This is a genomic window from Pseudomonas sp. PGPPP4, from assembly GCF_002256045.1.
Taxonomy (GTDB): Bacteria; Pseudomonadota; Gammaproteobacteria; order Pseudomonadales; family Pseudomonadaceae; genus Chryseomonas; species Chryseomonas oryzihabitans.
Genome location: NZ_NKID01000001.1, coordinates 338457 through 359637 on the forward strand (window position 1 = coordinate 338457; position 21181 = coordinate 359637).

Annotated in this window: 32 protein-coding genes; all 32 read left to right on the forward strand. The window is 60.2% G+C overall.

All coding sequences use genetic code 11. From position 1 onward, the window contains the following. Nucleotides 1-9 precede the first annotated feature (9 nt). Nucleotides 10-2112 carry an elongation factor G gene (fusA, locus tag CFE50_RS01475; protein ID WP_144958240.1) on the forward strand — a complete coding sequence of 701 codons (2103 nt, stop codon included), beginning with the start codon at nucleotides 10-12 and terminating at the stop codon, nucleotides 2110-2112. Nucleotides 2113-2140: 28 nt separating this feature from the next. Beyond that, nucleotides 2141-3334, forward strand: coding sequence for an elongation factor Tu (tuf, locus tag CFE50_RS01480; protein ID WP_027603089.1), 1194 nt, complete (start codon nucleotides 2141-2143; stop codon nucleotides 3332-3334). A gap of 171 nt (nucleotides 3335-3505) precedes the next feature. Beyond that, the gene (gene rpsJ, locus CFE50_RS01485; protein ID WP_003243886.1) at nucleotides 3506-3817 is read left to right on the forward strand and encodes a 30S ribosomal protein S10; all 312 of its coding nucleotides are present in this window, start codon (nucleotides 3506-3508) and stop codon (nucleotides 3815-3817) included. Nucleotides 3818-3901: 84 nt separating this feature from the next. Continuing rightward, on the forward strand, nucleotides 3902-4537 hold the full coding sequence (rplC, locus tag CFE50_RS01490) for a 50S ribosomal protein L3 (protein WP_007161251.1): 636 nt from the start codon (nucleotides 3902-3904) through the stop codon (nucleotides 4535-4537). 13 nt (nucleotides 4538-4550) lie between these two features. Beyond that, nucleotides 4551-5153, forward strand: coding sequence for a 50S ribosomal protein L4 (gene rplD, locus CFE50_RS01495; protein ID WP_007161250.1), 603 nt, complete (start codon nucleotides 4551-4553; stop codon nucleotides 5151-5153). Continuing rightward, nucleotides 5150-5449: a 50S ribosomal protein L23 gene (gene rplW, locus CFE50_RS01500; RefSeq protein ID WP_007161249.1), complete on the forward strand. Its 300-nt coding sequence runs from the start codon at nucleotides 5150-5152 to the stop codon at nucleotides 5447-5449. Before rplD ends, rplW begins: the two co-directional genes overlap by 4 nt. A 12-nt stretch (nucleotides 5450-5461) precedes the next feature. Beyond that, the gene (gene rplB, locus CFE50_RS01505; protein ID WP_007161248.1) at nucleotides 5462-6283 is read left to right on the forward strand and encodes a 50S ribosomal protein L2; all 822 of its coding nucleotides are present in this window, start codon (nucleotides 5462-5464) and stop codon (nucleotides 6281-6283) included. An 18-nt stretch (nucleotides 6284-6301) separates the two neighbouring features. Next, the gene (rpsS, locus tag CFE50_RS01510; protein ID WP_007161247.1) at nucleotides 6302-6577 is read left to right on the forward strand and encodes a 30S ribosomal protein S19; all 276 of its coding nucleotides are present in this window, start codon (nucleotides 6302-6304) and stop codon (nucleotides 6575-6577) included. Between the two features lie 12 nt (nucleotides 6578-6589). Beyond that, nucleotides 6590-6922 carry a 50S ribosomal protein L22 gene (gene rplV, locus CFE50_RS01515; RefSeq protein WP_007161246.1) on the forward strand — a complete coding sequence of 111 codons (333 nt, stop codon included), beginning with the start codon at nucleotides 6590-6592 and terminating at the stop codon, nucleotides 6920-6922. A gap of 13 nt (nucleotides 6923-6935) precedes the next feature. Next, nucleotides 6936-7625, forward strand: coding sequence for a 30S ribosomal protein S3 (rpsC, locus tag CFE50_RS01520; RefSeq protein ID WP_007161245.1), 690 nt, complete (start codon nucleotides 6936-6938; stop codon nucleotides 7623-7625). Between the two features lie 12 nt (nucleotides 7626-7637). Continuing rightward, a complete protein-coding gene (gene rplP / locus CFE50_RS01525) occupies nucleotides 7638-8051 on the forward strand; it encodes a 50S ribosomal protein L16 (protein WP_007161244.1) in 414 nt (137 codons plus the stop codon). After that, entirely contained in the window at nucleotides 8051-8242 is a 192-nt protein-coding gene (gene rpmC / locus CFE50_RS01530) for a 50S ribosomal protein L29 (RefSeq protein ID WP_007161243.1), read from the forward strand. The genes rplP and rpmC overlap by 1 nt, the downstream gene beginning before the upstream one ends. A 2-nt stretch (nucleotides 8243-8244) precedes the next feature. Beyond that, nucleotides 8245-8511, forward strand: a complete 267-nt coding sequence (gene rpsQ / locus CFE50_RS01535; RefSeq protein WP_007161242.1) for a 30S ribosomal protein S17 — start codon at nucleotides 8245-8247, stop codon at nucleotides 8509-8511. A 12-nt stretch (nucleotides 8512-8523) separates the two neighbouring features. Then, nucleotides 8524-8892, forward strand: a complete 369-nt coding sequence (gene rplN / locus CFE50_RS01540) for a 50S ribosomal protein L14 (protein WP_007161241.1) — start codon at nucleotides 8524-8526, stop codon at nucleotides 8890-8892. Nucleotides 8893-8904: 12 nt separating this feature from the next. Then, on the forward strand, nucleotides 8905-9219 hold the full coding sequence (gene rplX, locus CFE50_RS01545) for a 50S ribosomal protein L24 (RefSeq protein WP_007161240.1): 315 nt from the start codon (nucleotides 8905-8907) through the stop codon (nucleotides 9217-9219). A gap of 19 nt (nucleotides 9220-9238) precedes the next feature. After that, nucleotides 9239-9778, forward strand: coding sequence for a 50S ribosomal protein L5 (gene rplE, locus CFE50_RS01550; protein WP_007161239.1), 540 nt, complete (start codon nucleotides 9239-9241; stop codon nucleotides 9776-9778). Nucleotides 9779-9791: 13 nt separating this feature from the next. Next, a complete protein-coding gene (gene rpsN, locus CFE50_RS01555) occupies nucleotides 9792-10097 on the forward strand; it encodes a 30S ribosomal protein S14 (protein ID WP_007161238.1) in 306 nt (101 codons plus the stop codon). A gap of 162 nt (nucleotides 10098-10259) precedes the next feature. Next, nucleotides 10260-10652, forward strand: a complete 393-nt coding sequence (gene rpsH, locus CFE50_RS01560; protein ID WP_017640285.1) for a 30S ribosomal protein S8 — start codon at nucleotides 10260-10262, stop codon at nucleotides 10650-10652. Nucleotides 10653-10663: 11 nt separating this feature from the next. Further along, nucleotides 10664-11197: a 50S ribosomal protein L6 gene (gene rplF, locus CFE50_RS01565; protein WP_017640286.1), complete on the forward strand. Its 534-nt coding sequence runs from the start codon at nucleotides 10664-10666 to the stop codon at nucleotides 11195-11197. A gap of 10 nt (nucleotides 11198-11207) precedes the next feature. Then, nucleotides 11208-11558 carry a 50S ribosomal protein L18 gene (gene rplR / locus CFE50_RS01570; protein ID WP_007161235.1) on the forward strand — a complete coding sequence of 117 codons (351 nt, stop codon included), beginning with the start codon at nucleotides 11208-11210 and terminating at the stop codon, nucleotides 11556-11558. A 3-nt stretch (nucleotides 11559-11561) separates the two neighbouring features. Then, a complete protein-coding gene (gene rpsE / locus CFE50_RS01575) occupies nucleotides 11562-12062 on the forward strand; it encodes a 30S ribosomal protein S5 (RefSeq protein WP_007161234.1) in 501 nt (166 codons plus the stop codon). A 2-nt stretch (nucleotides 12063-12064) separates the two neighbouring features. Continuing rightward, complete coding sequence (rpmD, locus tag CFE50_RS01580) at nucleotides 12065-12247, forward strand: 50S ribosomal protein L30 (RefSeq protein WP_007161233.1); 183 nt, start codon at nucleotides 12065-12067, stop codon at nucleotides 12245-12247. Nucleotides 12248-12250: 3 nt separating this feature from the next. Continuing rightward, nucleotides 12251-12685, forward strand: coding sequence for a 50S ribosomal protein L15 (gene rplO, locus CFE50_RS01585; protein WP_007161232.1), 435 nt, complete (start codon nucleotides 12251-12253; stop codon nucleotides 12683-12685). Beyond that, entirely contained in the window at nucleotides 12686-14017 is a 1332-nt protein-coding gene (gene secY, locus CFE50_RS01590) for a preprotein translocase subunit SecY (RefSeq protein WP_027599183.1), read from the forward strand. It begins immediately after the preceding gene. A gap of 30 nt (nucleotides 14018-14047) precedes the next feature. After that, complete coding sequence (rpmJ, locus tag CFE50_RS01595) at nucleotides 14048-14164, forward strand: 50S ribosomal protein L36 (RefSeq protein WP_002555468.1); 117 nt, start codon at nucleotides 14048-14050, stop codon at nucleotides 14162-14164. Between the two features lie 130 nt (nucleotides 14165-14294). Next, entirely contained in the window at nucleotides 14295-14651 is a 357-nt protein-coding gene (gene rpsM, locus CFE50_RS01600; protein ID WP_007161230.1) for a 30S ribosomal protein S13, read from the forward strand. Nucleotides 14652-14681: 30 nt separating this feature from the next. Beyond that, the gene (rpsK, locus tag CFE50_RS01605) at nucleotides 14682-15071 is read left to right on the forward strand and encodes a 30S ribosomal protein S11 (protein ID WP_003281811.1); all 390 of its coding nucleotides are present in this window, start codon (nucleotides 14682-14684) and stop codon (nucleotides 15069-15071) included. Nucleotides 15072-15087: 16 nt separating this feature from the next. After that, the gene (gene rpsD, locus CFE50_RS01610) at nucleotides 15088-15708 is read left to right on the forward strand and encodes a 30S ribosomal protein S4 (RefSeq protein WP_007161229.1); all 621 of its coding nucleotides are present in this window, start codon (nucleotides 15088-15090) and stop codon (nucleotides 15706-15708) included. Between the two features lie 22 nt (nucleotides 15709-15730). After that, complete coding sequence (locus tag CFE50_RS01615; protein WP_286730500.1) at nucleotides 15731-16732, forward strand: DNA-directed RNA polymerase subunit alpha; 1002 nt, start codon at nucleotides 15731-15733, stop codon at nucleotides 16730-16732. Between the two features lie 44 nt (nucleotides 16733-16776). Beyond that, on the forward strand, nucleotides 16777-17166 hold the full coding sequence (gene rplQ, locus CFE50_RS01620; protein ID WP_007161227.1) for a 50S ribosomal protein L17: 390 nt from the start codon (nucleotides 16777-16779) through the stop codon (nucleotides 17164-17166). Nucleotides 17167-17364: 198 nt separating this feature from the next. Then, entirely contained in the window at nucleotides 17365-18822 is a 1458-nt protein-coding gene (locus CFE50_RS01625; protein WP_286730503.1) for a catalase, read from the forward strand. Nucleotides 18823-18968: 146 nt separating this feature from the next. Then, nucleotides 18969-21173 carry a YccS family putative transporter gene (yccS, locus tag CFE50_RS01630; RefSeq protein WP_241808469.1) on the forward strand — a complete coding sequence of 735 codons (2205 nt, stop codon included), beginning with the start codon at nucleotides 18969-18971 and terminating at the stop codon, nucleotides 21171-21173. The last annotated feature ends 8 nt before the right edge of the window (nucleotides 21174-21181 follow it).

The window sequence follows — 21181 nt, forward strand, 5'->3', positions numbered from 1 at the left end:
GAGGACCTTATGGCTCGTACAACCGCTATTAACCGCTATCGGAACATCGGTATCTGCGCCCACGTGGACGCAGGTAAGACGACTACTACCGAGCGGATTCTGTTCTACACCGGCGTGAACCACAAAATGGGTGAGGTTCACGACGGCGCTGCGACCATGGACTGGATGGTGCAGGAGCAGGAGCGTGGTATCACCATCACCTCCGCTGCCACCACCGCGTTCTGGTCCGGTTCGACCAAGCAGTACGACAAGTACCGCGTAAACATCATCGATACCCCCGGCCACGTGGACTTCACCATTGAGGTGGAGCGTTCCCTGCGCGTGCTGGACGGTGCGGTCGTGGTGTTCTGCGGCACCTCCGGTGTCGAGCCTCAGTCCGAAACCGTATGGCGTCAGGCCAACAAGTACGGCGTACCGCGCATCGTCTACGTCAACAAGATGGACCGTGCCGGCGCCAACTTCCTACGCGTCGTCGAGCAGATCAAGAAGCGTCTGGGCCACACTCCGGTCCCGGTTCAGCTGGCCATTGGCGCGGAAGAGAACTTCCAGGGCCAGATCGACCTGCTGAAGATGAAGGCCATCTTCTGGAACGATGACGACCAGGGCATGACCTACCGCGAGGAAGAGATTCCTGCGGACATGCTGGCCGATGCCGAGCAGTGGCGCTCCAACATGGTCGAGGCTGCTGCCGAAGCCAACGAAGAGCTGATGAACAAGTACCTGGAAGAGGGCGAGCTGTCGATCGACGAGATCAAGGCCGGCCTGCGTCAGCGTACCATCGCCTGCGAAATCGTCCCGGCCGTCTGCGGTTCGTCCTTCAAGAACAAGGGCGTGCCCCTGGTTCTGGACGCCGTGATCGACTTCCTGCCGGCGCCTATCGAGATTCCTGCGATCAAGGGTACCAACCCGGACAACGAGGAAATCACCGACGAGCGTCATGCAGACGACAACGAGCCCTTCTCGGCTCTGGCGTTCAAGATCGCTACCGACCCCTTCGTGGGTACCCTGACCTTCGCCCGCGTCTACTCGGGTGTACTGAGCTCCGGTGACTCCGTCATCAACTCGGTGAAGGGTAAAAAGGAGCGCGTCGGCCGTATGGTGCAGATGCACGCCAACACCCGAGAAGAGATCAAGGAAGTTCGCGCTGGCGACATCGCCGCCCTGATCGGCATGAAGGACGTCACCACCGGTGACACCCTGTGCTCGATCGAGAAGCCGATCATCCTCGAGCGCATGGACTTCCCGGAGCCGGTGATCTCGGTCGCCGTCGAGCCGAAGACCAAGGCCGACCAGGAAAAGATGGGCATCGCACTGGGCAAGCTGGCCCAGGAAGACCCCTCGTTCCGCGTCAAGACCGACGAAGAGTCCGGTCAGACCATCATCTCCGGCATGGGCGAGCTGCACCTGGACATCCTGGTGGACCGCATGAAGCGCGAATTCGGCGTGGAAGCGAACATCGGTAAGCCTCAGGTCGCCTACCGCGAAACCATCCGCAACACCTGCGAGATCGAAGGCAAGTTCGTTCGTCAGTCGGGTGGTCGTGGCCAGTTCGGTCACTGCTGGATTCGCTTCGCACCGGCCGACGAAGGTCAGGAAGGTCTGGAGTTCGTCAGCGAAGTCGTGGGTGGTGTGATTCCGAAGGAATACATCCCGGCGATCCAGAAGGGCATCGAAGAGCAGATGAAGAACGGTATCGTTGCCGGCTATCCGCTGCTTGGCCTGAAGGCCGCTGTGTTCGACGGTTCCTACCACGACGTCGACTCCAACGAGATGGCGTTCAAGATCGCTGCCTCCATGGCGACCAAGCAGCTCACCCAGAAGGGTGGTGCCGTGCTGCTCGAGCCGATCATGAAGGTCGAGGTCGTGACCCCGGAAGACTACATGGGCGACGTCATGGGCGACCTGAACCGTCGTCGTGGCCTGATCCAGGGTATGGAAGACACCGTGACCGGCAAGGTCATCCGTGCCGAGGTTCCGCTGGGCGAGATGTTTGGCTACGCTACGGATGTCCGCTCCATGTCTCAGGGTCGCGCAAGCTACTCCATGGAGTTCTCCAAGTACGCCGAAGCTCCGTCGAACATCGCCGAAGCCATCATCAAGAAACAAGCTTAATCAGCGCTTTGACTAGAGGTTTTATCTCGTGGCTAAAGAAAAATTCGAACGTAACAAACCGCACCTGAACGTGGGCACCATCGGTCACGTCGACCATGGCAAGACCACTCTGACCGCAGCGCTGACCAAAGTCTGTGCCGACACCTGGGGCGGTTCCGCTCGTGGTTTCGACCAGATCGACAACGCGCCGGAAGAAAAGGCTCGCGGTATCACCATCAATACCTCCCACGTTGAGTACGACTCGGCGATCCGTCACTACGCGCACGTCGACTGCCCCGGCCACGCCGACTACGTGAAGAACATGATCACCGGTGCTGCCCAGATGGACGGCGCGATCCTGGTTTGCTCGGCTGCTGACGGCCCCATGCCGCAGACCCGCGAGCACATCCTGCTGTCCCGTCAGGTAGGCGTTCCCTACATCGTCGTGTTCCTGAACAAGGCCGACATGGTTGATGACGCCGAGCTGCTGGAACTGGTCGAAATGGAAGTTCGCGATCTGCTGAACACCTACGACTTCCCGGGCGACGACACTCCGATCGTCATCGGCTCCGCGCTGATGGCCCTGAACGGCCAGGACGACAACGAGATGGGCGTTTCCGCCGTGCGCAAGCTGGTCGAAACCCTGGACTCCTACATCCCCGAGCCCGAGCGCGCCATCGACAAGCCGTTCCTGATGCCGATCGAAGACGTGTTCTCGATCTCCGGTCGCGGCACCGTGGTAACCGGTCGTGTCGAGCGTGGCATCGTCAAGGTCCAGGAAGAAGTCGAGATCGTGGGCATCAAGGCCACCGTCAAGACCACCTGCACCGGCGTCGAGATGTTCCGCAAGCTGCTGGACGAAGGCCGTGCTGGCGAGAACGTCGGCGTGCTGCTGCGTGGCACCAAGCGTGAGGACGTGGAGCGTGGCCAGGTTCTGGCCAAGCCGAACACCATCAAGCCGCACACCAAGTTCGAGTGCGAAGTGTACGTGCTGTCCAAGGAAGAAGGTGGTCGTCACACCCCGTTCTTCAAGGGCTACCGTCCGCAGTTCTACTTCCGCACCACCGACGTGACCGGTAACTGCGAGCTGCCGGAAGGCGTCGAGATGGTGATGCCGGGCGACAACATCAAGATGGTTGTCACCCTGATCGCTCCGATCGCGATGGAAGATGGTCTGCGTTTCGCCATCCGTGAAGGCGGTCGTACCGTCGGCGCCGGCGTGGTTGCCAAGATCATCGAGTAATCGATTGATCTGAAACGAAAAAAGGCCCTTCGGGGCCTTTTTTCTTGCCTCATGAAATTGACAGATGGCAAAAGAGGCGTTCTTGACAGCTGTCAGCGACATCCTTAGAATTGCGCCTCCTTTAATCGGGCACCTTTTTGCCCGAGGGGAAAGCTTGGAGTCTGAGGTCAAATGCAAAATCAACAAATCCGTATTCGGTTGAAGGCTTTTGATCATCGCCTGATCGATCAATCTACCCAGGAAATCGTGGAAACCGCGAAACGTACTGGTGCTCAGGTGCGTGGTCCGATTCCTCTGCCAACCCGCAAGGAACGTTACACAGTGCTGATTTCTCCGCACGTCAACAAGGACGCTCGTGACCAGTACGAAATTCGTACCCACAAGCGTGTGCTCGACATCGTTCAGCCCACCGACAAGACCGTCGATGCGCTGATGAAGCTCGATCTCGCCGCTGGCGTTGAAGTGCAAATCAGCCTCGGCTGAGACCGTCAAGGTTTCAGTCGTGTAACGCTCTGAAATGGGCGGCCATAGCGGGTGAAAGCCCCGTACACTCAAGAGGTTCTCAACATGACGATTGGTTTAGTCGGTCGTAAATGCGGTATGACCCGCGTTTTCACCGAAGAAGGCGTTTCCGTTCCGGTTACGGTCATTGAGATCGAGCCGAATCGCGTAACCCAATTCAAAAGCGAAGAAACCGATGGCTACCGTGCCATTCAGGTAACCGTGGGCGAGCGTCGTGCTTCCCGCGTGACCAAGGCGCAAGCCGGTCACTTCGCCAAGGCCAGCGTTGCTGCTGGTCGTAGCGTCCTCGAATTCCGCCTGGAAGACGGTGAGTACAAGGCTGGCGACGAAGTCACCGTAGCCCTGTTCGAAGCCGGTCAGATGGTTGATGTCACTGGTCAGTCCAAAGGTAAGGGCTACGCCGGTACCATCAAGCGCTGGAACTTCCGTGGTCAGGACAACACCCACGGTAACTCCGTTTCCCACCGTGCACCTGGTTCCATCGGCCAGTGCCAGACTCCTGGTCGAGTGTTCAAGGGCAAGAAAATGTCCGGTCACCTGGGTGCGGAGCGTGTAACCGTTCAGTCGCTGGAAGTCGTGCGTGTAGACGCCGAGCGCAACCTGCTGCTGGTCAAGGGTGCCGTCCCCGGCGCGCCGGGTGGTGACGTGATCGTGCGTCCCGCTGTCAAGGCCCGTGGTTGAGAGGAGAGAGAACATGCAACTCAATGTGAATGGCTCTCAAGCTATCGAAGTCTCCGAGCACACCTTCGGCGGTGAATTCAACGAGACCCTGGTTCACCAGGCAGTCGTGGCCTACATGGCTGGCGGTCGTCAGGGCACCCGTGCCCAGAAGACCCGTTCCGAAGTCAGCGGCGGCGGCAAGAAGCCCTGGCGTCAGAAGGGCAGCGGTCGTGCCCGTGCCGGTACCATCCGCAGCCCCATCTGGCGTTCCGGTGGCGTGGCTTTCGCAGCCAAGCCCCAGGATCACAGCCAGAAGCTGAACAAGAAGATGTACCGCGCTGCACTGCGCTCCATCCTCGCCGAGCTGGTCCGTCTGGATCGTCTGGTCGTGGTTGACGACTTCGCCGTCGACGCGCCCAAGACCAAGACCCTGGTCAGCAAGCTGGACGGCCTGGGCCTGAGCGACGTGCTGATCGTGACCGACGCTGTCGACCAGAATCTGTATCTGGCCGCCCGCAACCTGCCTTTCGTCGACGTGCGTGATGTCCAGGGTTCCGACCCGGTCAGCCTGATCGCCTACGACAAGGTGCTGGTCACTGTGTCCGCCGTGAAGAAATTCGAGGAGCTGCTGGCATGAACCAGGAACGCGTATTCAAAGTGCTGCTTGGCCCGCACATCTCCGAGAAGGCCACCATGCTGGCGGACAGCCAGAAGCAGTTCGTATTCAAGGTTGCCACCGATGCAACCAAGCTGGAAATCAAGAAGGCCGTCGAGCAGCTGTTCGAGGTCAAGGTTCGCAGCGTCAGCACCCTGAACGTCCAGGGCAAGACCAAGCGCACCGCTCGTGGTCTGGGCAAGCGTAACGACTGGAAAAAAGCGTACATCGCGCTCCAGCCGGGCCAGGATCTCGACTTTTCCAGCAGCGCCGAGTAATCAGGGGGCATCATGGCAATCGTAAAATGCAAGCCGACCTCCGCTGGCCGCCGCTTTGTGGTCAAGGTGGTCAACTCTGATCTGCACAAAGGCGCGCCCTACGCTCCTTTGCTGGAGAAGAAGAGCAAGTCCGGCGGCCGTAACAACAATGGTCGTATCACCACTCGCCACATCGGCGGTGGTCACAAGCAGCACTATCGTCTGGTCGATTTCCGTCGCAACAAGGATGGCATCCCTGCCGTCGTTGAGCGTATCGAATACGATCCGAACCGTACTGCACACATCGCTCTGCTGAAGTACGCCGATGGCGAGCGTCGCTACATCATCGCCCCCAAGGGCGTTGCTGCCGGTGACCAACTGCTGTCCGGCGCTGGCGCGCCCATCAAGGCCGGCAACAACCTGCCGCTGCGTAACGTGCCGGTCGGTAGCACCATCCACGGTATCGAGCTGAAGCCTGGCAAAGGCGCTCAGATCGCTCGCTCCGCGGGTACCTCCGCTCAGCTGGTCGCCCGTGAAGGCGCCTACGTCACCGTGCGTCTGCGCAGCGGTGAAATGCGCAAGGTGCTGTCCGAGTGCCGTGCCACCCTGGGCGAAGTGTCCAATGGTGAGCACAGCCTGCGTTCGCTGGGTAAGGCCGGTGCCACCCGCTGGCGTGGCGTGCGTCCGACTGTTCGTGGTGTTGCCATGAACCCGGTCGATCACCCGCACGGTGGTGGTGAAGGTCGTACTTCCGGTGGCCGTCATCCGGTTTCGCCGTGGGGCGTCAAGACCAAGGGTCTCAAGACGCGCTCCAACAAGCGTACCGACAAGATGATTGTCCGTCGCGGCAAGTAATCAGTAGAGGATTCGACTGTGCCCCGTTCTCTGAAGAAAGGTCCTTTTATCGATCTTCACCTGTTGAAGAAGATCGAAGTCGCGGTGGAAAAAAACGAACGCAAGCCGATCAAGACCTGGTCGCGTCGTTCGATGATCCTGCCGCAGATGGTCGGCCTGACCATCGCTGTGCACAACGGTCGTCAACATGTCCCCGTTCTGGTGAACGAAGACATGGTCGGCCACAAACTCGGCGAGTTCGCTGCTACCCGCACCTATCGCGGTCATGCGGCTGACAAGAAAGCCAAGCGTTAAGGGGTAAGGAAGATGGAAGTAGCCGCTAAGCTGTCGGGCGCTCGTATCTCCGCCCAGAAAGCCCGCTTGGTCGCCGACCAGATTCGCGGGAAGAAGGTGGGCGAAGCGCTCAACCTGTTGACTTTCAGCAGCAAGAAAGCCGCTGAAATCATGAAGAAGGTGCTGGAGTCGGCTGTTGCCAACGCCGAGCACAATGAAGGCGCCGACGTGGACGACCTGAAGGTCTCCACCGTCTTCGTAAACGAAGGTCGTTCGCTCAAGCGCATCATGCCGCGTGCCAAAGGTCGTGCTGATCGCATCGTGAAGCGGTCTTGCCATATCACGGTCAAGGTTGCGGACAAGTAACGGAGTCGATCAGATGGGTCAGAAAGTACATCCCAATGGCATTCGCCTGGGTATCGTCAAGGAGCACACTTCGGTCTGGTACGCGGATAAGCGCACTTATGCGGACTATCTGTTGGCCGACCTGAAGGTTCGTGAGTACCTCCAGGACAAACTAAAAAGCGCGTCCGTAAGCCGTATCGATATTCATCGCCCGGCTCAAACCGCACGCATCACCATCCACACCGCCCGTCCCGGTATCGTGATCGGCAAGAAAGGTGAGGATGTCGAGAAGCTGCGTCAGGACCTGACCGCAAGAATGGGTGTGCCCGTGCACATCAACATCGAAGAGATCCGCAAGCCGGAGCTCGACGGTGCCCTGGTTGCGCAGAGCGTTGCGCAGCAGCTTGAGCGTCGTGTGATGTTCCGTCGCGCCATGAAGCGCGCCGTGCAGAACGCGATCCGCATTGGTGCCAAAGGCATCAAGATTCAAGTGAGCGGTCGTCTGGGCGGTGCTGAAATCGCCCGTACCGAGTGGTATCGCGAAGGTCGTGTGCCCCTGCACACCCTGCGTGCCGATATCGACTACGCCACTGCGGAAGCTCACACCACCTACGGTGTGATCGGTGTGAAGGTCTGGATCTTCAAGGGTGAGGTCATTGGTGGCCGCCAGGAAGAGCTCAAGCCCGTCGCCCCGGCTCCGCGCAAAAAAGCTGCTGCTAAGTAAGGAGTACGCAACATGCTGCAACCCAAGCGTACAAAATTCCGCAAGCAGATGACCGGCCACAACCGTGGTCTGGCTCATCGCGGTAGCAAGGTCAGCTTCGGCGAGTACGCGCTGAAGGCTGTCGGCCGTGGCCGTCTGACCGCTCGCCAGATCGAATCCGCACGTCGTGCGCTGACCCGTCACGTGAAGCGTGGCGGCAAGATCTGGATCCGCGTCTTCCCTGACAAGCCTGTCACCAAGAAGCCTCTCGAAGTGCGGATGGGTAAAGGTAAGGGTAGTGTCGAGTACTGGGTAGCCCAGATCCAGCCGGGCAAGGTCCTGTACGAGATCGAGGGTGTTTCCGAGGATCTGGCTCGTCAGGCATTCGCCCTGGCCGCTGCCAAGCTTCCCGTCGAAACCTCCTTTGTTAAGCGGACGGTGATGTGATGAAAGCGAAAGATTTGCGTGAGAAATCCGTAGAGGAGCTGAACGAGCAGCTTCTCAACCTGCTGCGTGACCAGTTCAATCTGCGTATGCAGAAGGCAACTGGCCAGTTGGGTCAGTCTCACATGCTCTCGCAAGTGAAGCGCGACATCGCTCGCGTCAAGACTGTGCTGAACCAGCAAGCAGGTAAGTGATCATGGCTGAAGCTGAAAAAACTGTCCGTACGCTGACCGGCCGAGTGGTCAGCGACAAGATGGACAAAACCGTGACCGTACTGATCGAGCGTCGCGTAAAGCACCCGATCTACGGCAAATACGTGAAGCGTTCCACCAAGCTGCACGCTCACGACGAAACCAATCAGTGCCGCATTGGTGACCTGGTCACCATTCGCGAAACCCGCCCGCTGGCCAAGACCAAGGCGTGGACCCTGGTTGACGTCGTCGAGCGCGCCGTTCAGGTATAAGGGTAGAGAGCCATGATCCAGACTCAATCCATGCTTGACGTCGCCGACAACAGCGGCGCTCGTCGCGTGATGTGCATCAAGGTGCTCGGCGGTTCCCACCGCCGCTACGCCGGCATCGGCGACATCATCAAAGTCACCGTCAAGGAAGCAATTCCGCGCGGCAAGGTGAAGAAAGGTCAGGTGATGACTGCTGTCGTCGTGCGTACCAAGCACGGCGTCCGCCGCACCGACGGTTCCATCATCCGCTTCGACGGCAACGCCGCGGTTCTGCTGAACAACAAGCAAGAGCCGATTGGCACCCGTATCTTTGGGCCGGTGACCCGTGAACTTCGCTCCGAGAAGTTCATGAAGATCGTCTCCCTTGCCCCCGAAGTGCTGTAAGGAGTAGCCGACATGCAAAAGATTCGTCGTGACGACGAGGTAATCGTCATTGCCGGCAAGGACAAGGGCAAACGTGGCAAGGTGCTGAAGGTGCTCGCCGATGACCGTCTGGTCGTTGGCGGGGTCAACCTGGTCAAGCGCCACACCAAGCCCAACCCCATGCTGGGCGTTCAGGGTGGCATCGTAGAGAAAGAAGCCCCTCTGCATGTCTCCAACGTTGCCATTTTCAACTCCGAGACCAACAAGGCTGACCGCGTTGGTTTCAAAGTCGAAGACGGCAAGAAGATTCGTATCTTCAAGTCGACCCAAAAAGCGGTCCAGGCCTGAAGCTGCTAGGTAGATCACCATGGCTCGATTGAAAGAGATTTATCGGAAGGAAATCGCGCCCAAGCTGAAAGAGCAGCTTCAGCTGGGTAACGTGATGGAAGTTCCGCGCATCACCAAGATCACCTTGAACATGGGTCTGGGCGAAGCAGTCGGTGACAAGAAGATCATCGACAACGCTGTAGCTGACCTGGAAAAGATCGCTGGTCAAAAGCCGGTCGTGACTTATGCCCGCAATTCCATTGCTGGCTTCAAGATCCGCGAAGGCTGGCCGATTGGCGTCAAGGTGACCCTGCGTAGCGATCGCATGTATGAATTCCTGGATCGTCTGCTGTCCATCTCCCTGCCGCGCGTACGTGACTTCCGCGGCCTGAATGCCAAGTCCTTCGATGGTCGTGGCAACTACAGCATGGGCGTGAAAGAGCAGATCATCTTCCCGGAAATCGATTACGACAAGATCGATGCGCTGCGTGGTATGGACATCACCCTGACCACCACCGCTCGTACCGACGAGGAAGGCCGTGCGCTGCTGCGCGCGTTCAACTTCCCGTTCCGTAACTGATTGAGGTCTTCAAATGGCAAAGCAAAGCATGATTAACCGTGAGCTGAAGCGTCAGCAAACGGTTGCCAAGTACGCCAAGAAGCGCGCCGAGCTGAAGGCGACCATCGGTAACGTCAACGCCTCCCCCGAGGAGCGTTGGAATGCCCAGGTCGCCCTGCAGAAGCAGCCCCGTGACGCCAGCGCCAGCCGCATGCGTAACCGCTGCCGCCTGACCGGTCGTCCGCATGGCGTGTACCGCAAGTTCGGTCTGTCCCGCATCAAGCTGCGTGAAGCAGCCATGCGCGGTGACGTGCCCGGCCTGGTGAAGGCCAGCTGGTAACAGCTAGCGCCTTTCATCGCGGTAACTGAATCAAGCCCCTTTTGGGGCTTGATTCGTTTCAGGCCGATCTCTAGAATGCTCGGCTCGCCCGAATCGGCCTATTGCCGAGGGGTGATTTTGAGAGCCGGTAGGCTCAATTTCTGTATTAGGAGCTAATAGCCCATGAGTATGCAGGACCCGTTAGCAGACATGCTAACTCGTATCCGTAATGCCCAGATGGCTGAAAAGGCCGTTGTGAGCATGCCTTCTTCCAAGCTGAAGGCTGCCGTTGCCAAAGTCCTCAAGGACGAAGGTTACATCGCGGATTTTCAGGTCAGCGCGGAATCCAAGCCGTCGCTGTCCATCGAGCTGAAGTACTTCGAAGGCAAGCCTGTCATCGAAGAGCTGAAGCGTAGCAGCCGTCCCGGTCTGCGCCAGTACAAAGCCGTTGACCAGCTGCCGAAAGTGCGTGGCGGTCTGGGCGTGTCGATCGTTTCCACCAACAAAGGTGTGATGACTGATCGCGCAGCCCGTGCTGCTGGTGTTGGCGGCGAAGTGCTCTGCACAGTCTTCTAAGGGGAATCAGCATGTCTCGCGTTGCTAAAAACCCTGTAAGACTGCCTGCAGGCGTCGAAGTTAATCTGGCCGGTCAGGCCCTTTCGATCAAGGGTGCCAAGGGCGCTCTGGAGCTGAAGGTCCATCCGTCCGTTGAAGTCACTCAAGAGTCCGGTGAGCTGCGTTTCGCTGCTCGCAATGGCGATCAGCAGACCCGTGCGATGGCTGGCACTACCCGTGCCCTGGTCAACAACATGGTGGTCGGCGTCAGCCAGGGCTTCGAGCGCAAGCTGCAACTGGTCGGTGTGGGCTACAAGGCCCAAGCCAAAGGTCAGGTGCTGAACCTCGCTCTGGGCTTCTCTCACCCCGTGGACTACGACCTGCCGCAAGGCATCACCGCAGAAACCCCCAACCAGACCGAAATCCTGATCAAGGGTATCGACAAGCAGCTGGTCGGCCAGGTTGCGGCTGAGATTCGTGGTTTCCGTCCGCCGGAGCCTTACAAGGGCAAGGGCGTACGGTATGCCGACGAAGTCGTCCACCGTAAAGAAGCCAAGAAAAAGTAGGGCATAGCAAATGACCGTCAAGAAAGAAACCCGACTGCGTCGCGCTCGCAAGGCTCGCCTGAAGATGCGCGAGCTGGAAGTGGTGCGTCTGTGCGTGTACCGCTCTTCCCAGCACATCTATGCCCAGGTCATCGCGGCCGACGGCAGCAAGGTCCTGGCCAGCGCTTCTACGCTGGACAAAGAACTGCGCGAAAGCGCTACCAGCAACGTCGAGGCGGCCAAGAAAGTTGGTCTGCTGGTCGCCGAGCGTGCCAAGGCCGCTGGCGTTACCCAGGTGGCCTTTGATCGTTCTGGCTTCAAGTACCATGGTCGCGTCAAAGCGCTGGCCGACGCTGCTCGTGAAGGCGGGCTGGAGTTCTAAGTCATGGCAAATAACGATCAAAAGCGCGACGAAGGCTACATCGAGAAGCTGGTTCAAGTTAACCGCGTAGCCAAAACCGTGAAAGGCGGCCGTATCTTCGCCTTCACCGCTCTGACCGTGGTTGGCGATGGCAAAGGCCGCGTTGGCTTCGGCCGTGGCAAGGCCCGTGAAGTGCCTGCTGCCATCCAGAAGGCTATGGAAGCTGCTCGCCGCAACATGATCCAGGTGGATCTGAACGGCACCACCCTGCAGTACCCGGTCAAGGCCGCCCACGGCGCCTCCAAGGTGTACATGCAGCCCGCTTCCGACGGTACCGGCATCATCGCCGGCGGTGCCATGCGCGCCGTGCTGGAAGTCGCCGGTGTGCAGAACGTCCTGGCCAAGTGCTACGGCTCCACCAACCCGGTAAACGTGGTGTACGCGACCTTTGAAGGTCTCAAGCACATGCAGGCGCCGGAAGCTGTTGCCGCCAAGCGTGGCAAGAGCGTCGAGGAGATTCTCTGATCATGGCTAACGCAACCGTCAAGGTCACGCTGATCAAGAGCGTCCATGGCCGTCTGGCCAATCACAAGGCTTGCGTCAAGGGTCTCGGCCTGCGTCGCATTGGTCACACCGTCGAAGTTCAGGACACTCCTGAGAATCGCGGCATGATCAACAAGGCCTATTACCTTCTGCGTGTGGAGGGTTAAGTCATGAAATTGAATGATCTGCGTTCTGCTCCCGGCGCTCGCCGCGAGAAGCTGCGTCCCGGTCGTGGTATCGGTAGCGGCCTGGGCAAGACCGGTGGTCGCGGCCACAAGGGTCTGACCTCCCGTTCCGGTGGCAAGGTTGCCCCCGGCTTCGAGGGCGGCCAGCAGCCGCTGCATCGTCGTCTGCCCAAGTTCGGCTTCGTTTCGCTAAAGGCCCTGGACCGCGCCGAGGTTCGTACCTCCGAGCTGGCCAAGGTCGATGTCGATGTCGTCGATCTGCAGGCGCTGAAAGACGCCAACGTGATCAGCCGCGACATCAAGCGTGTCAAGGTTGTGCTGTCCGGCGACGTCACTCGTGCCGTCACCCTGAAGGGCATTGGTGCCACCAAGGGCGCACGTGCAGCCATCGAAGCAGCTGGCGGCAAGATCGAGGAATAAATGGCTAAGCAAGGTGCTCTCTCTGCGCTCAGCAAGACCGGTGGTATGTCCGAGCTGTGGACCCGCCTCCGATTCCTGTTCCTGGCGATCATCGTCTACAGGATCGGTGCGCACATCCCTGTTCCGGGTATCAATCCCGATCAGCTGGCCGCACTGTTCAGGCAGAACGAGGGGACCATTCTTAGCCTCTTCAACATGTTCTCTGGCGGTGCGCTGGAGCGGATGAGCATCTTTGCACTGGGGATCATGCCGTACATCTCGGCATCTATCATCATGCAGCTGCTTACCGCGATCAGCCCACAGCTGGAGCAATTGAAGAAAGAGGGTGAGTCTGGTCGTCGCAAGATCAGCCAGTACACCCGTTACGGCACACTGGTTCTGGCGCTCGTTCAGGCCACCGGGATGTCGGTTGGACTTGCCAGTCAGGGCGTGGCGTTCAGTGTGGGCTTCAGCTTCTACTTCGTAGCTGTCACCACCTTTGTCGCCGGCGCACTGTTCATGATGTGGCTGGGTGAGCAGATCACCGAGCGCGGTATCGGCAACGGCATCTCGATGCTGATCTTCGCCGGTATCGTCGCGGGCTTGCCTCGCGCCATCGGTCAGTCCTTCGAGTCGGCACGGCAGGGCGATATCAACATCTTCGCGCTGATCATGGTCGGTGTGGTGGCAGTCGCCATCATCGCCTTCGTGGTGTTCATCGAGCGTGGGCAGCGTCGTATCGCCGTGCACTACGCCAAGCGTCAGCAGGGTCGCAAGGTCTTTGCTGCGCAGAACAGCCATCTGCCGCTCAAGGTGAACATGGCCGGGGTCATCCCGGCGATCTTCGCCAGCAGCATCCTGCTGTTTCCGGCATCGCTCGGTTCGTGGTTCGGTCAGTCTGAAGGTCTCGGTTGGTTGCAGGACGTGGCTCAGGCCATCGCGCCCGGTCAGCCGCTGAACATCTTGCTGTTTAGTGCAGGGATCATCTTCTTCTGCTTCTTCTATACGGCACTGATGTTCAACCCCAAGGACGTGGCAGAGAACCTGAAGAAATCCGGGGCGTTCATCCCGGGTATTCGTCCTGGTGAGCAGTCCGCGCGCTATATCGATGGCGTGCTGACCCGACTGACCATGTTCGGTGCCCTGTACATGACGGCGGTGTGCTTGTTGCCCCAGTTCCTGGTGGTCGCGGCGAACGTGCCGTTCTATCTCGGCGGGACCTCGTTGCTGATCGTGGTGGTAGTGGTCATGGACTTCATGTCCCAGGTCCAATCCCATCTCGTATCTCATCAATACGAGTCCCTGATGAAGAAAGCCAACCTGAAGGGCTACGGCAGCGGCATGATGCGCTGATCCGTTACCCGTAAGGTTAGAGGAGTTGTCATGAAAGTTCGTGCATCGGTCAAGAAGCTGTGCCGTAACTGCAAGATCATTCGCCGCGAAGGCGTCGTGCGCGTGATCTGCAGCGCTGAACCGCGTCACAAGCAGCGCCAAGGCTGAGTGTGAATCACGCGTCTAACCCGGCAGCTAGTGTGCTGCCGGGTTGATCATTTGTTCCTACAGCGTTAATATCGCGCGCCCTTTTCTTGGCTTCCGGGGCGTCGGTAGCTGTCAATTGGAGTTTTTCTGAATGGCCCGTATTGCAGGCGTCAACATTCCAGATAACAAGCACACTGTTATCTCGCTGACCTACATCTATGGTGTCGGTCGCACCACCTCTCAGAAGATCTGCGCGGCCACCGGCATCGAGCCGACCGCCAAGATCAAGGAACTGAGCGACGAGCAGGTCGATCAGCTGCGTAACGAGGTCGCCAAAATCCTCACCGAGGGTGACCTGCGCCGCGAAATCAACATGAACATCAAGCGCCTGATGGATCTGGGTTGCTACCGCGGTCTGCGTCACCGCCGTGGTCTGCCGGTCCGTGGTCAGCGCACCAAGACCAATGCCCGTACCCGTAAGGGCCCGCGCAAGCCGATCCGCAAGTAATCGCATCCGCGAATCGACAGGAATCTAGTCATGGCAAAACCTGCTGCTCGTCCTCGTAAGAAAGTCAAAAAGACAGTGGTTGATGGCATCGCCCACATCCATGCGTCTTTCAACAACACCATCGTGACCATCACCGATCGTCAGGGCAATGCTTTGTCCTGGGCGACCTCCGGTGGCTCCGGCTTCCGTGGCTCCCGTAAGAGCACCCCGTTCGCTGCCCAGATTGCAGCCGAACGTGCCGGCCAAGCCGCTCTGGAATATGGTCTGAAGAATCTGGACGTGAACGTCAAAGGTCCCGGCCCCGGCCGCGAGTCCGCTGTTCGCGCCCTGAATGCCTGTGGTTACAAGATCGCCAGCATCACCGACGTGACGCCCATCCCGCATAACGGGTGCCGTCCGCCGAAGAAGCGTCGCGTGTAATAGGAGACAGTGAGAAATGGCTCGTTACATTGGTCCCAAGTGCAAACTGTCCCGCCGCGAAGGCACTGACCTCTTCCTGAAGAGCGGCGCTCGTGCCCTCGACTCGAAGTGCAAGCTGGAAACCGTTCCTGGCCAGCATGGTCAGCGTCGCGGTCGTCTGTCCGACTACGGTCTGCAGCTGCGTGAAAAGCAGAAAGTCCGCCGCATGTACGGTGTCCTCGAGCGTCAGTTCGCCGGTTACTACCAGGAAGCTGCCCGTCGCAAGGGCGCTACCGGTGAAAACCTGCTGCAACTGCTCGAGTGCCGTCTGGACAACGTGGTGTATCGCATGGGCTTTGGTGCCACTCGCGCTGAATCGCGCCAGCTGGTCTCCCACAAGTCGATCACCGTCAACGGTCAGACCGTCAACATTCCCTCCTATCAGGTCAAGGTCGGCGACGTCGTCGCGGTCCGCGAGAAGGCCAAGAACCAGCTGCGTATCGCTCAAGCTCTCGAGCTGTGCGGCCAGCGTGGCCGTGTTGAGTGGGTCGAAGTGAGCACCGAGAAAAAGGAAGGCACCTTCAAGAGCGTGCCGGCCCGTGGTGATCTCTCCGCCGACATCAACGAAAACCTGATTGTCGAGCTCTACTCCAAGTAAGGGCTAGAAAGTAGGTGCATCCATGCAGAGTTCGGTAAATGAGTTCCTGACCCCCCGCCATATCGATGTGCAGGCGGTTAGTCAGACCCGTGCCAAGATCACCCTCGAGCCTCTCGAGCGTGGTTTCGGCCATACCTTGGGCAACGCGCTGCGGCGTATCCTGTTGTCCTCCATGCCTGGCTGCGCGGTAGTCGAAGCAGAGATCGACGGTGTCCTGCACGAGTACAGCGCCATCGAAGGCGTGCAGGAAGACGTGATCGAAATCCTGCTCAATCTCAAGGGTCTGGCCATCAAGTTGCACGGCCGTGACGAAGTCACCCTGAGCCTGAGCAAGAAAGGTCAGGGGCCGGTTCTGGCCTCTGACATTCAGGTCGATCACGATGTCGAGATCGTCAACGGTGAGCACGTCATCGCCCACCTGGCGGACAACGGTTCGCTGAACATGAAGCTGAAAATCGCCCGCGGTCGTGGCTATGAGCCCGCCGACGCGCGTCAGAGCGAAGAAGACGAAACCCGCGCAATCGGTCGTCTGCAGCTCGATGCTTCGTTCAGCCCGGTTCGTCGCGTGGCCTATGTGGTGGAAAACGCCCGGGTCGAACAGCGTACCAACCTGGACAAGCTCGTGCTTGACCTGGAAACCAACGGTACCCTGGATCCGGAAGAAGCCATGCGTCGTGCCGCCACCATCCTGCAGCAGCAGCTGGCAGCGTTTGTCGACCTCAAGGGCGACAGCGAGCCGGTCGTGGTCGAGCAGGAAGACGAGATCGATCCGATCCTGCTGCGTCCGGTGGACGATCTGGAACTGACCGTTCGTTCGGCCAACTGCCTCAAGGCGGAGAACATCTACTACATCGGTGACCTGATTCAGCGTACCGAAGTGGAGCTGCTCAAGACCCCGAACCTGGGCAAGAAGTCCCTGACCGAAATCAAGGACGTCCTGGCCTCCCGTGGTCTGTCGCTCGGTATGCGCCTGGACAACTGGCCCCCTGCAAGCCTTAAGAAGGACGACAAGGCTACTGCCTGATCGTCATTGTTCACCGAACGATAGTTTGGGAAGGAATTTCAATCATGCGTCATCGTAAAAGTGGTCGTCATCTGAGCCGCACGAGCGCACACCGCAAGGCCATGTTCCAGAACATGGCTGTGTCGCTGTTCGAGCACGAGCTGATCAAAACTACCCTGCCGAAAGCCAAGGAACTGCGCCGCGTTGCCGAGCCGCTGATCACCCTGGCCAAGGAAGACAGCGTCGCCAACCGTCGTCTGGCTTTCGACCGTACCCGTTCGAAAGCTGCCGTTGGCAAGCTGTTCAACGACCTGGGCAAGCGCTACGCCAACCGTCCGGGTGGCTACCTGCGTATCCTGAAGTGCGGCTTCCGCGCTGGCGACAATGCGCCCATGGCGTATGTCGAGCTGATCGACCGTCCGGTCGGCGGTACCGTGGAACAGGCTGCTGAATAAGTAGCTGCGTTCTGGAAAAAGCCGGGCGCTTGCCCGGCTTTTTCATGCCTGGCGTTTGGTGAAGACCAAGCCCTTCGCATCCGAATCTGGTCGCAGATTTTTCTATCAGGATGCTAGGGTCAATAAATTAGTCCTAAAGTATTGCCGTGGCGATACTTCCCTCAAGCGATCAGCCAACGCTTTTAGAGGGAGATACCTGTGACTGATACCAAGATCCTAACTACCGCCAGCGGCATTCCGGTGGCCGACAACCAGAATTCCCGCACCGCCGGTCCGCGCGGTCCGCTGATGCTCGACGACTTCCATCTGATCGAGAAGCTGGCGCATTTCAACCGTGAAGTCATTCCCGAGCGACGCGTGCATGCCAAGGGCTCCGCGGCCTATGGCACCTTTACCGTCACCCGGGACATCACGCACCTCAGCAGCGCCAGGCTGTTCGCCGAGGTGGGCAAGCGGACCGAGACCCTCCTGCGCTTCTCCACCGTGGGTGGCGAGCGTGGCTCGGCGGATACCGAGCGCGATCCCCGCGGTTTCGCCGTGAAGTTCTATACCGAGGAAGGCAACTGGGACATCGTCGGCAACAACACGCCGGTGTTCTTCATCCGCGATCCGTTGAAATTCCCCGACTTCATCCATACCCAGAAGCGCGATCCCTGGAGCAACCTGAAGAGTCCGCAGATGATGTGGGATTTCTGGTCGCTGTCGCCCGAATCGCTGCATCAGGTCACCATCCTGTTCTCCGATCGCGGCATTCCGGACGGCTATCGCTTCATGCATGGCTTCGGCAGCCATACCTTCAGCCTGATCAACGCCCAAGGCGAGCGGCACTTCGTGAAGTTTCACTTCAAGAGCCAGCAGGGGATCAAGAACCTGGCGCCGGCCGACGCGGCACGCCTGGCCGGTACCGATCCGGACTACAGCCAGCGCGACCTGTTCCAGGCCATCGGGCGCGGCGAATTCCCGCGCTGGACGCTGTGCATCCAGGTGATGAGCGAGCAGGAAGCGGCTGGCCGTGCCGAGAATCCCTTCGACGTGACCAAGGTCTGGTCGCAGCAGGACTATCCGCTGCAGGAGGTGGGGGTGCTGGAGCTCAACCGTAATCCGCAGAACTACTTCGCCGAGGTCGAGCAGGCCTCCTTCGCGCCGAGCAACGTTGTGCCGGGCGTGGGGTTGTCGCCCGATCGCATGCTGCAGGGCCGGGTGTTCGCCTATGCCGATGCCCAGCGCTACCGGGTGGGCACTAACTATCAGCAACTGCCGGTCAACGCACCCCGTTGCCCCTACGCCAACAACCAGCGTGACGGGGCCATGAGATTCGATGGCAACGGCGGTTCGCAGCCGAACTACGAGCCGAACAGCTATGGCCACACGCCCAAGCAGGCGCCGGAGTATCGCGAGCCGGCGCTGAATTTCGCCGGTCCGGCCGATCGCTACGATCACCGGGTGGACGAGGACTACTTCAGCCAGGCCGGAGCGCTGTTCCGCCTGATGAATGCCGACCAGCAGGCGCTGCTGATCGGCAACATCGTCGGCGCCCTGGGTACGGTGACCCGCGAGGTGCAGCTGCGGCAGATCGGTCACTTCCTCAAGGCCGATCCCGCCTATGGCGTGGGCGTGGCCAAGGGCCTGGGGATAGACCCCAGCGAAGTGGCCTGATCCAGGGGTAGAACAGAGCCCGGCAGCCGCCGGGCTTTTTTTCGCCGGCGAAAAAAGTGCGGGAAAGGCTGTCTCGGACGCCGCTTGCGACGTCGCAGTGCTAAGGTTCGCATCAAGCGCGAAATCACGAGGCTCGCTCTCCCGTCATGACTGTGTTTGGAGTGTCTTTGCGCCAGCTCTGGGCGCACGAAAAGGCCAGCTATGGCGTTCGCGTCTTTGTCGCCCTGAGCGGCGCCATGGCGGTCTGCTGGTCGCTGGGCGATCTGCGCGCGCTGTCGCCGGTATTCCTCGGCATCATCGCCAGCGCCCTGGCGGAAACCGACGACAGCTGGCTGGGGCGACTCAAGTCGCTGGCGGTGACGCTGCTGTGCTTTACCGTGGCGGCCTTCGCGGTCGAGCTGCTGTTTCCCTATCCCTGGATCTTCGTCATGGGCCTGGGCCTGGCCACTTTCAGCCTAACGATGCTGGGCGCCATCGGCGAACGCTACGCCTCGGTGGCCCAGGCCACGGTGATCCTGTCCATCTACGCCATGATCGGGGTGGATCAGCGCCTCGGCACCCAGGTGCCGCTGTGGTACGAGCCGGCACATCTGCTGGCCGGGGCGCTGTGGTACGGTCTGCTCTCGGTGCTCTGGTGCGCGCTCTTCGCCCACCAGCCGGTGCGCCAGAATCTGTCCGCCCTCTATGGCGAACTGGGGACCCTGCTCAGGCTCAAGGCCGAGATGCTCGAGCCGGTGCGCGGGGTGGACCTGCACCGGCGGCGGGTGCTGCTGGCCCAGCAGAACGGCAAGGTGGTGCAGGCGCTGAACCAGGCCAAGGCGACCATCCTCAATCGCTTCGGCCGCTCGGGGCGGCCCGGGGCGCGCTCGGGGCGCTATTTCCGCCTGTATTTCATGGCGCAGGACATCCATGAGCGCGCCAGCTCCTCGCACTATCCCTACAGTGCCCTGACCGAGGCCTTCTTTCATAGCGACATCCTCTTTCGCTGCCAGCGCCTGCTCAAGCTGCAGGCCACGGCCTGCCTCAACATGGGCGAGGCGATCCGTCTCGGGCAGCCTTTCGAATACGGCCAGCAGAGTCAGCAGGGACTGACCGATCTGCAGGCCTCGCTGGAGTATCTCAAGCAGCAGCAGAATCCGCGCTGGCGGGGCCTGCTGCGCTCCCTGGACCTGCTCGGGCACAATCTTTCGACCCTGGAGCGGCAATTCTCCGAGGCGGGCAACAGCGATTCGGGGGCGGCGGATCTGGATACCAGCCTGCTGGATCCGGCGGCACGCTCCCTGCGCGAGGTGTTCCAGCGTATCCGCCTGCAGCTCACCCCGACCTCGCTGCTGTTCCGCCATGGCCTGCGCATGGCGCTGGCGCTGATGGCCGGCTACGGCGTACTGCACCTGATCCACCCGGTGAACGGCTACTGGATCCTCCTGACCACGGTGTTCGTCTGCCGGCCGCAGTACGGGGCGACCCGGGTGCGGCTGGTGCAGCGGATCGTGGGTACGGTGATCGGGCTGTTGCTGGGCAGCGCCCTGCTGGAGTTGTTCGGGCAACCGGAGATCCAGCTCTTGCTGGCGCTGGTGGGCGGCCTGGTGTTCTTCATCACCCGGACGGATCGCTACACCGTCGCCACCGCGGCCATCACCCTCATGGTGCTGTTCTGCTTCAACCAGGTGGGCAACGGTTTCATGCTGATCTGGCCGCGGCTGCTGGATACCCTGCTGGGTTGCCTGATCGCGGTACTGGCGGTGTTCTTTGTCCTGCCGGACTGGCAGGGGCGGCGGCTGCACCAGGTGATGGCCAATACCCTGCGTACCAATGCGCTCTATCTGCGCCGACTGCACGAGCAGTACCGCACCGGCAAGCGCGACGATCTCGACTACCGGGTGGCGCGGCGCAACGCCCACAACGCCGATGCGACGCTGTCGGCCGCGCTAGCCAACATGCTGCGCGATCCCGGGCACTTCCGCCGTAACCTGGAAGCGGGCTTTCGCTATCTGGCGCTGTCCAACACCCTGCTGGGCTACCTGTCGGCCCTGGGCGCCCATCGCCGCCAGCTGGAGGCAGCGGAGCACGATGCCCTAGTGGAGCGCGCCGTGACCCGCATCGCCGAGGGTATGGAATCCATCGCGGCGGCGGTGGCGGAGCGCCGCAGTCTGCCGCCGACCGCCGAGGAGGAGACCAGTCTGGCCGATGAGCTGGAGGCCGCGGCCGAGGACAACGACGACGGCTATCGGCTGGTGTGCACTCAGCTGGCGCTGATCTGCCGCCTGCTGCCCAACCTCAAAAGCGCCGCCAACCATACCCTGCGCGAACAAACCCGCGAGCAACCGGCCGCAGGTACCGCCGATGCTTGAGCAAGGTT

What these genes read in the sequence shown, in the direction of transcription:
- fusA (WP_144958240.1), top strand. Translation starts at nt 10, where the DNA reads ATGGCTCGTACAACCGCTATTAACCGCTATCGGAACATCGGTATCTGC.
- rpsJ (WP_003243886.1), top strand. Translation starts at nt 3,506, where the DNA reads ATGCAAAATCAACAAATCCGTATTCGGTTGAAGGCTTTTGATCATCGC.
- rplC (WP_007161251.1), top strand. Translation starts at nt 3,902, where the DNA reads ATGACGATTGGTTTAGTCGGTCGTAAATGCGGTATGACCCGCGTTTTC.
- rplD (WP_007161250.1), top strand. Translation starts at nt 4,551, where the DNA reads ATGCAACTCAATGTGAATGGCTCTCAAGCTATCGAAGTCTCCGAGCAC.
- rplW (WP_007161249.1), top strand. Translation starts at nt 5,150, where the DNA reads ATGAACCAGGAACGCGTATTCAAAGTGCTGCTTGGCCCGCACATCTCC.
- rplB (WP_007161248.1), top strand. Translation starts at nt 5,462, where the DNA reads ATGGCAATCGTAAAATGCAAGCCGACCTCCGCTGGCCGCCGCTTTGTG.
- rplV (WP_007161246.1), top strand. Translation starts at nt 6,590, where the DNA reads ATGGAAGTAGCCGCTAAGCTGTCGGGCGCTCGTATCTCCGCCCAGAAA.
- rpsC (WP_007161245.1), top strand. Translation starts at nt 6,936, where the DNA reads ATGGGTCAGAAAGTACATCCCAATGGCATTCGCCTGGGTATCGTCAAG.
- rplP (WP_007161244.1), top strand. Translation starts at nt 7,638, where the DNA reads ATGCTGCAACCCAAGCGTACAAAATTCCGCAAGCAGATGACCGGCCAC.
- rpmC (WP_007161243.1), top strand. Translation starts at nt 8,051, where the DNA reads ATGAAAGCGAAAGATTTGCGTGAGAAATCCGTAGAGGAGCTGAACGAG.
- rpsQ (WP_007161242.1), top strand. Translation starts at nt 8,245, where the DNA reads ATGGCTGAAGCTGAAAAAACTGTCCGTACGCTGACCGGCCGAGTGGTC.
- rplN (WP_007161241.1), top strand. Translation starts at nt 8,524, where the DNA reads ATGATCCAGACTCAATCCATGCTTGACGTCGCCGACAACAGCGGCGCT.
- rplX (WP_007161240.1), top strand. Translation starts at nt 8,905, where the DNA reads ATGCAAAAGATTCGTCGTGACGACGAGGTAATCGTCATTGCCGGCAAG.
- rplE (WP_007161239.1), top strand. Translation starts at nt 9,239, where the DNA reads ATGGCTCGATTGAAAGAGATTTATCGGAAGGAAATCGCGCCCAAGCTG.
- rpsN (WP_007161238.1), top strand. Translation starts at nt 9,792, where the DNA reads ATGGCAAAGCAAAGCATGATTAACCGTGAGCTGAAGCGTCAGCAAACG.
- rpsH (WP_017640285.1), top strand. Translation starts at nt 10,260, where the DNA reads ATGAGTATGCAGGACCCGTTAGCAGACATGCTAACTCGTATCCGTAAT.
- rplF (WP_017640286.1), top strand. Translation starts at nt 10,664, where the DNA reads ATGTCTCGCGTTGCTAAAAACCCTGTAAGACTGCCTGCAGGCGTCGAA.
- rplR (WP_007161235.1), top strand. Translation starts at nt 11,208, where the DNA reads ATGACCGTCAAGAAAGAAACCCGACTGCGTCGCGCTCGCAAGGCTCGC.
- rpsE (WP_007161234.1), top strand. Translation starts at nt 11,562, where the DNA reads ATGGCAAATAACGATCAAAAGCGCGACGAAGGCTACATCGAGAAGCTG.
- rpmD (WP_007161233.1), top strand. Translation starts at nt 12,065, where the DNA reads ATGGCTAACGCAACCGTCAAGGTCACGCTGATCAAGAGCGTCCATGGC.
- rplO (WP_007161232.1), top strand. Translation starts at nt 12,251, where the DNA reads ATGAAATTGAATGATCTGCGTTCTGCTCCCGGCGCTCGCCGCGAGAAG.
- secY (WP_027599183.1), top strand. Translation starts at nt 12,686, where the DNA reads ATGGCTAAGCAAGGTGCTCTCTCTGCGCTCAGCAAGACCGGTGGTATG.
- rpmJ (WP_002555468.1), top strand. Translation starts at nt 14,048, where the DNA reads ATGAAAGTTCGTGCATCGGTCAAGAAGCTGTGCCGTAACTGCAAGATC.
- rpsM (WP_007161230.1), top strand. Translation starts at nt 14,295, where the DNA reads ATGGCCCGTATTGCAGGCGTCAACATTCCAGATAACAAGCACACTGTT.
- rpsK (WP_003281811.1), top strand. Translation starts at nt 14,682, where the DNA reads ATGGCAAAACCTGCTGCTCGTCCTCGTAAGAAAGTCAAAAAGACAGTG.
- rpsD (WP_007161229.1), top strand. Translation starts at nt 15,088, where the DNA reads ATGGCTCGTTACATTGGTCCCAAGTGCAAACTGTCCCGCCGCGAAGGC.
- CFE50_RS01615 (WP_286730500.1), top strand. Translation starts at nt 15,731, where the DNA reads ATGCAGAGTTCGGTAAATGAGTTCCTGACCCCCCGCCATATCGATGTG.
- rplQ (WP_007161227.1), top strand. Translation starts at nt 16,777, where the DNA reads ATGCGTCATCGTAAAAGTGGTCGTCATCTGAGCCGCACGAGCGCACAC.
- yccS (WP_241808469.1), top strand. Translation starts at nt 18,969, where the DNA reads ATGACTGTGTTTGGAGTGTCTTTGCGCCAGCTCTGGGCGCACGAAAAG.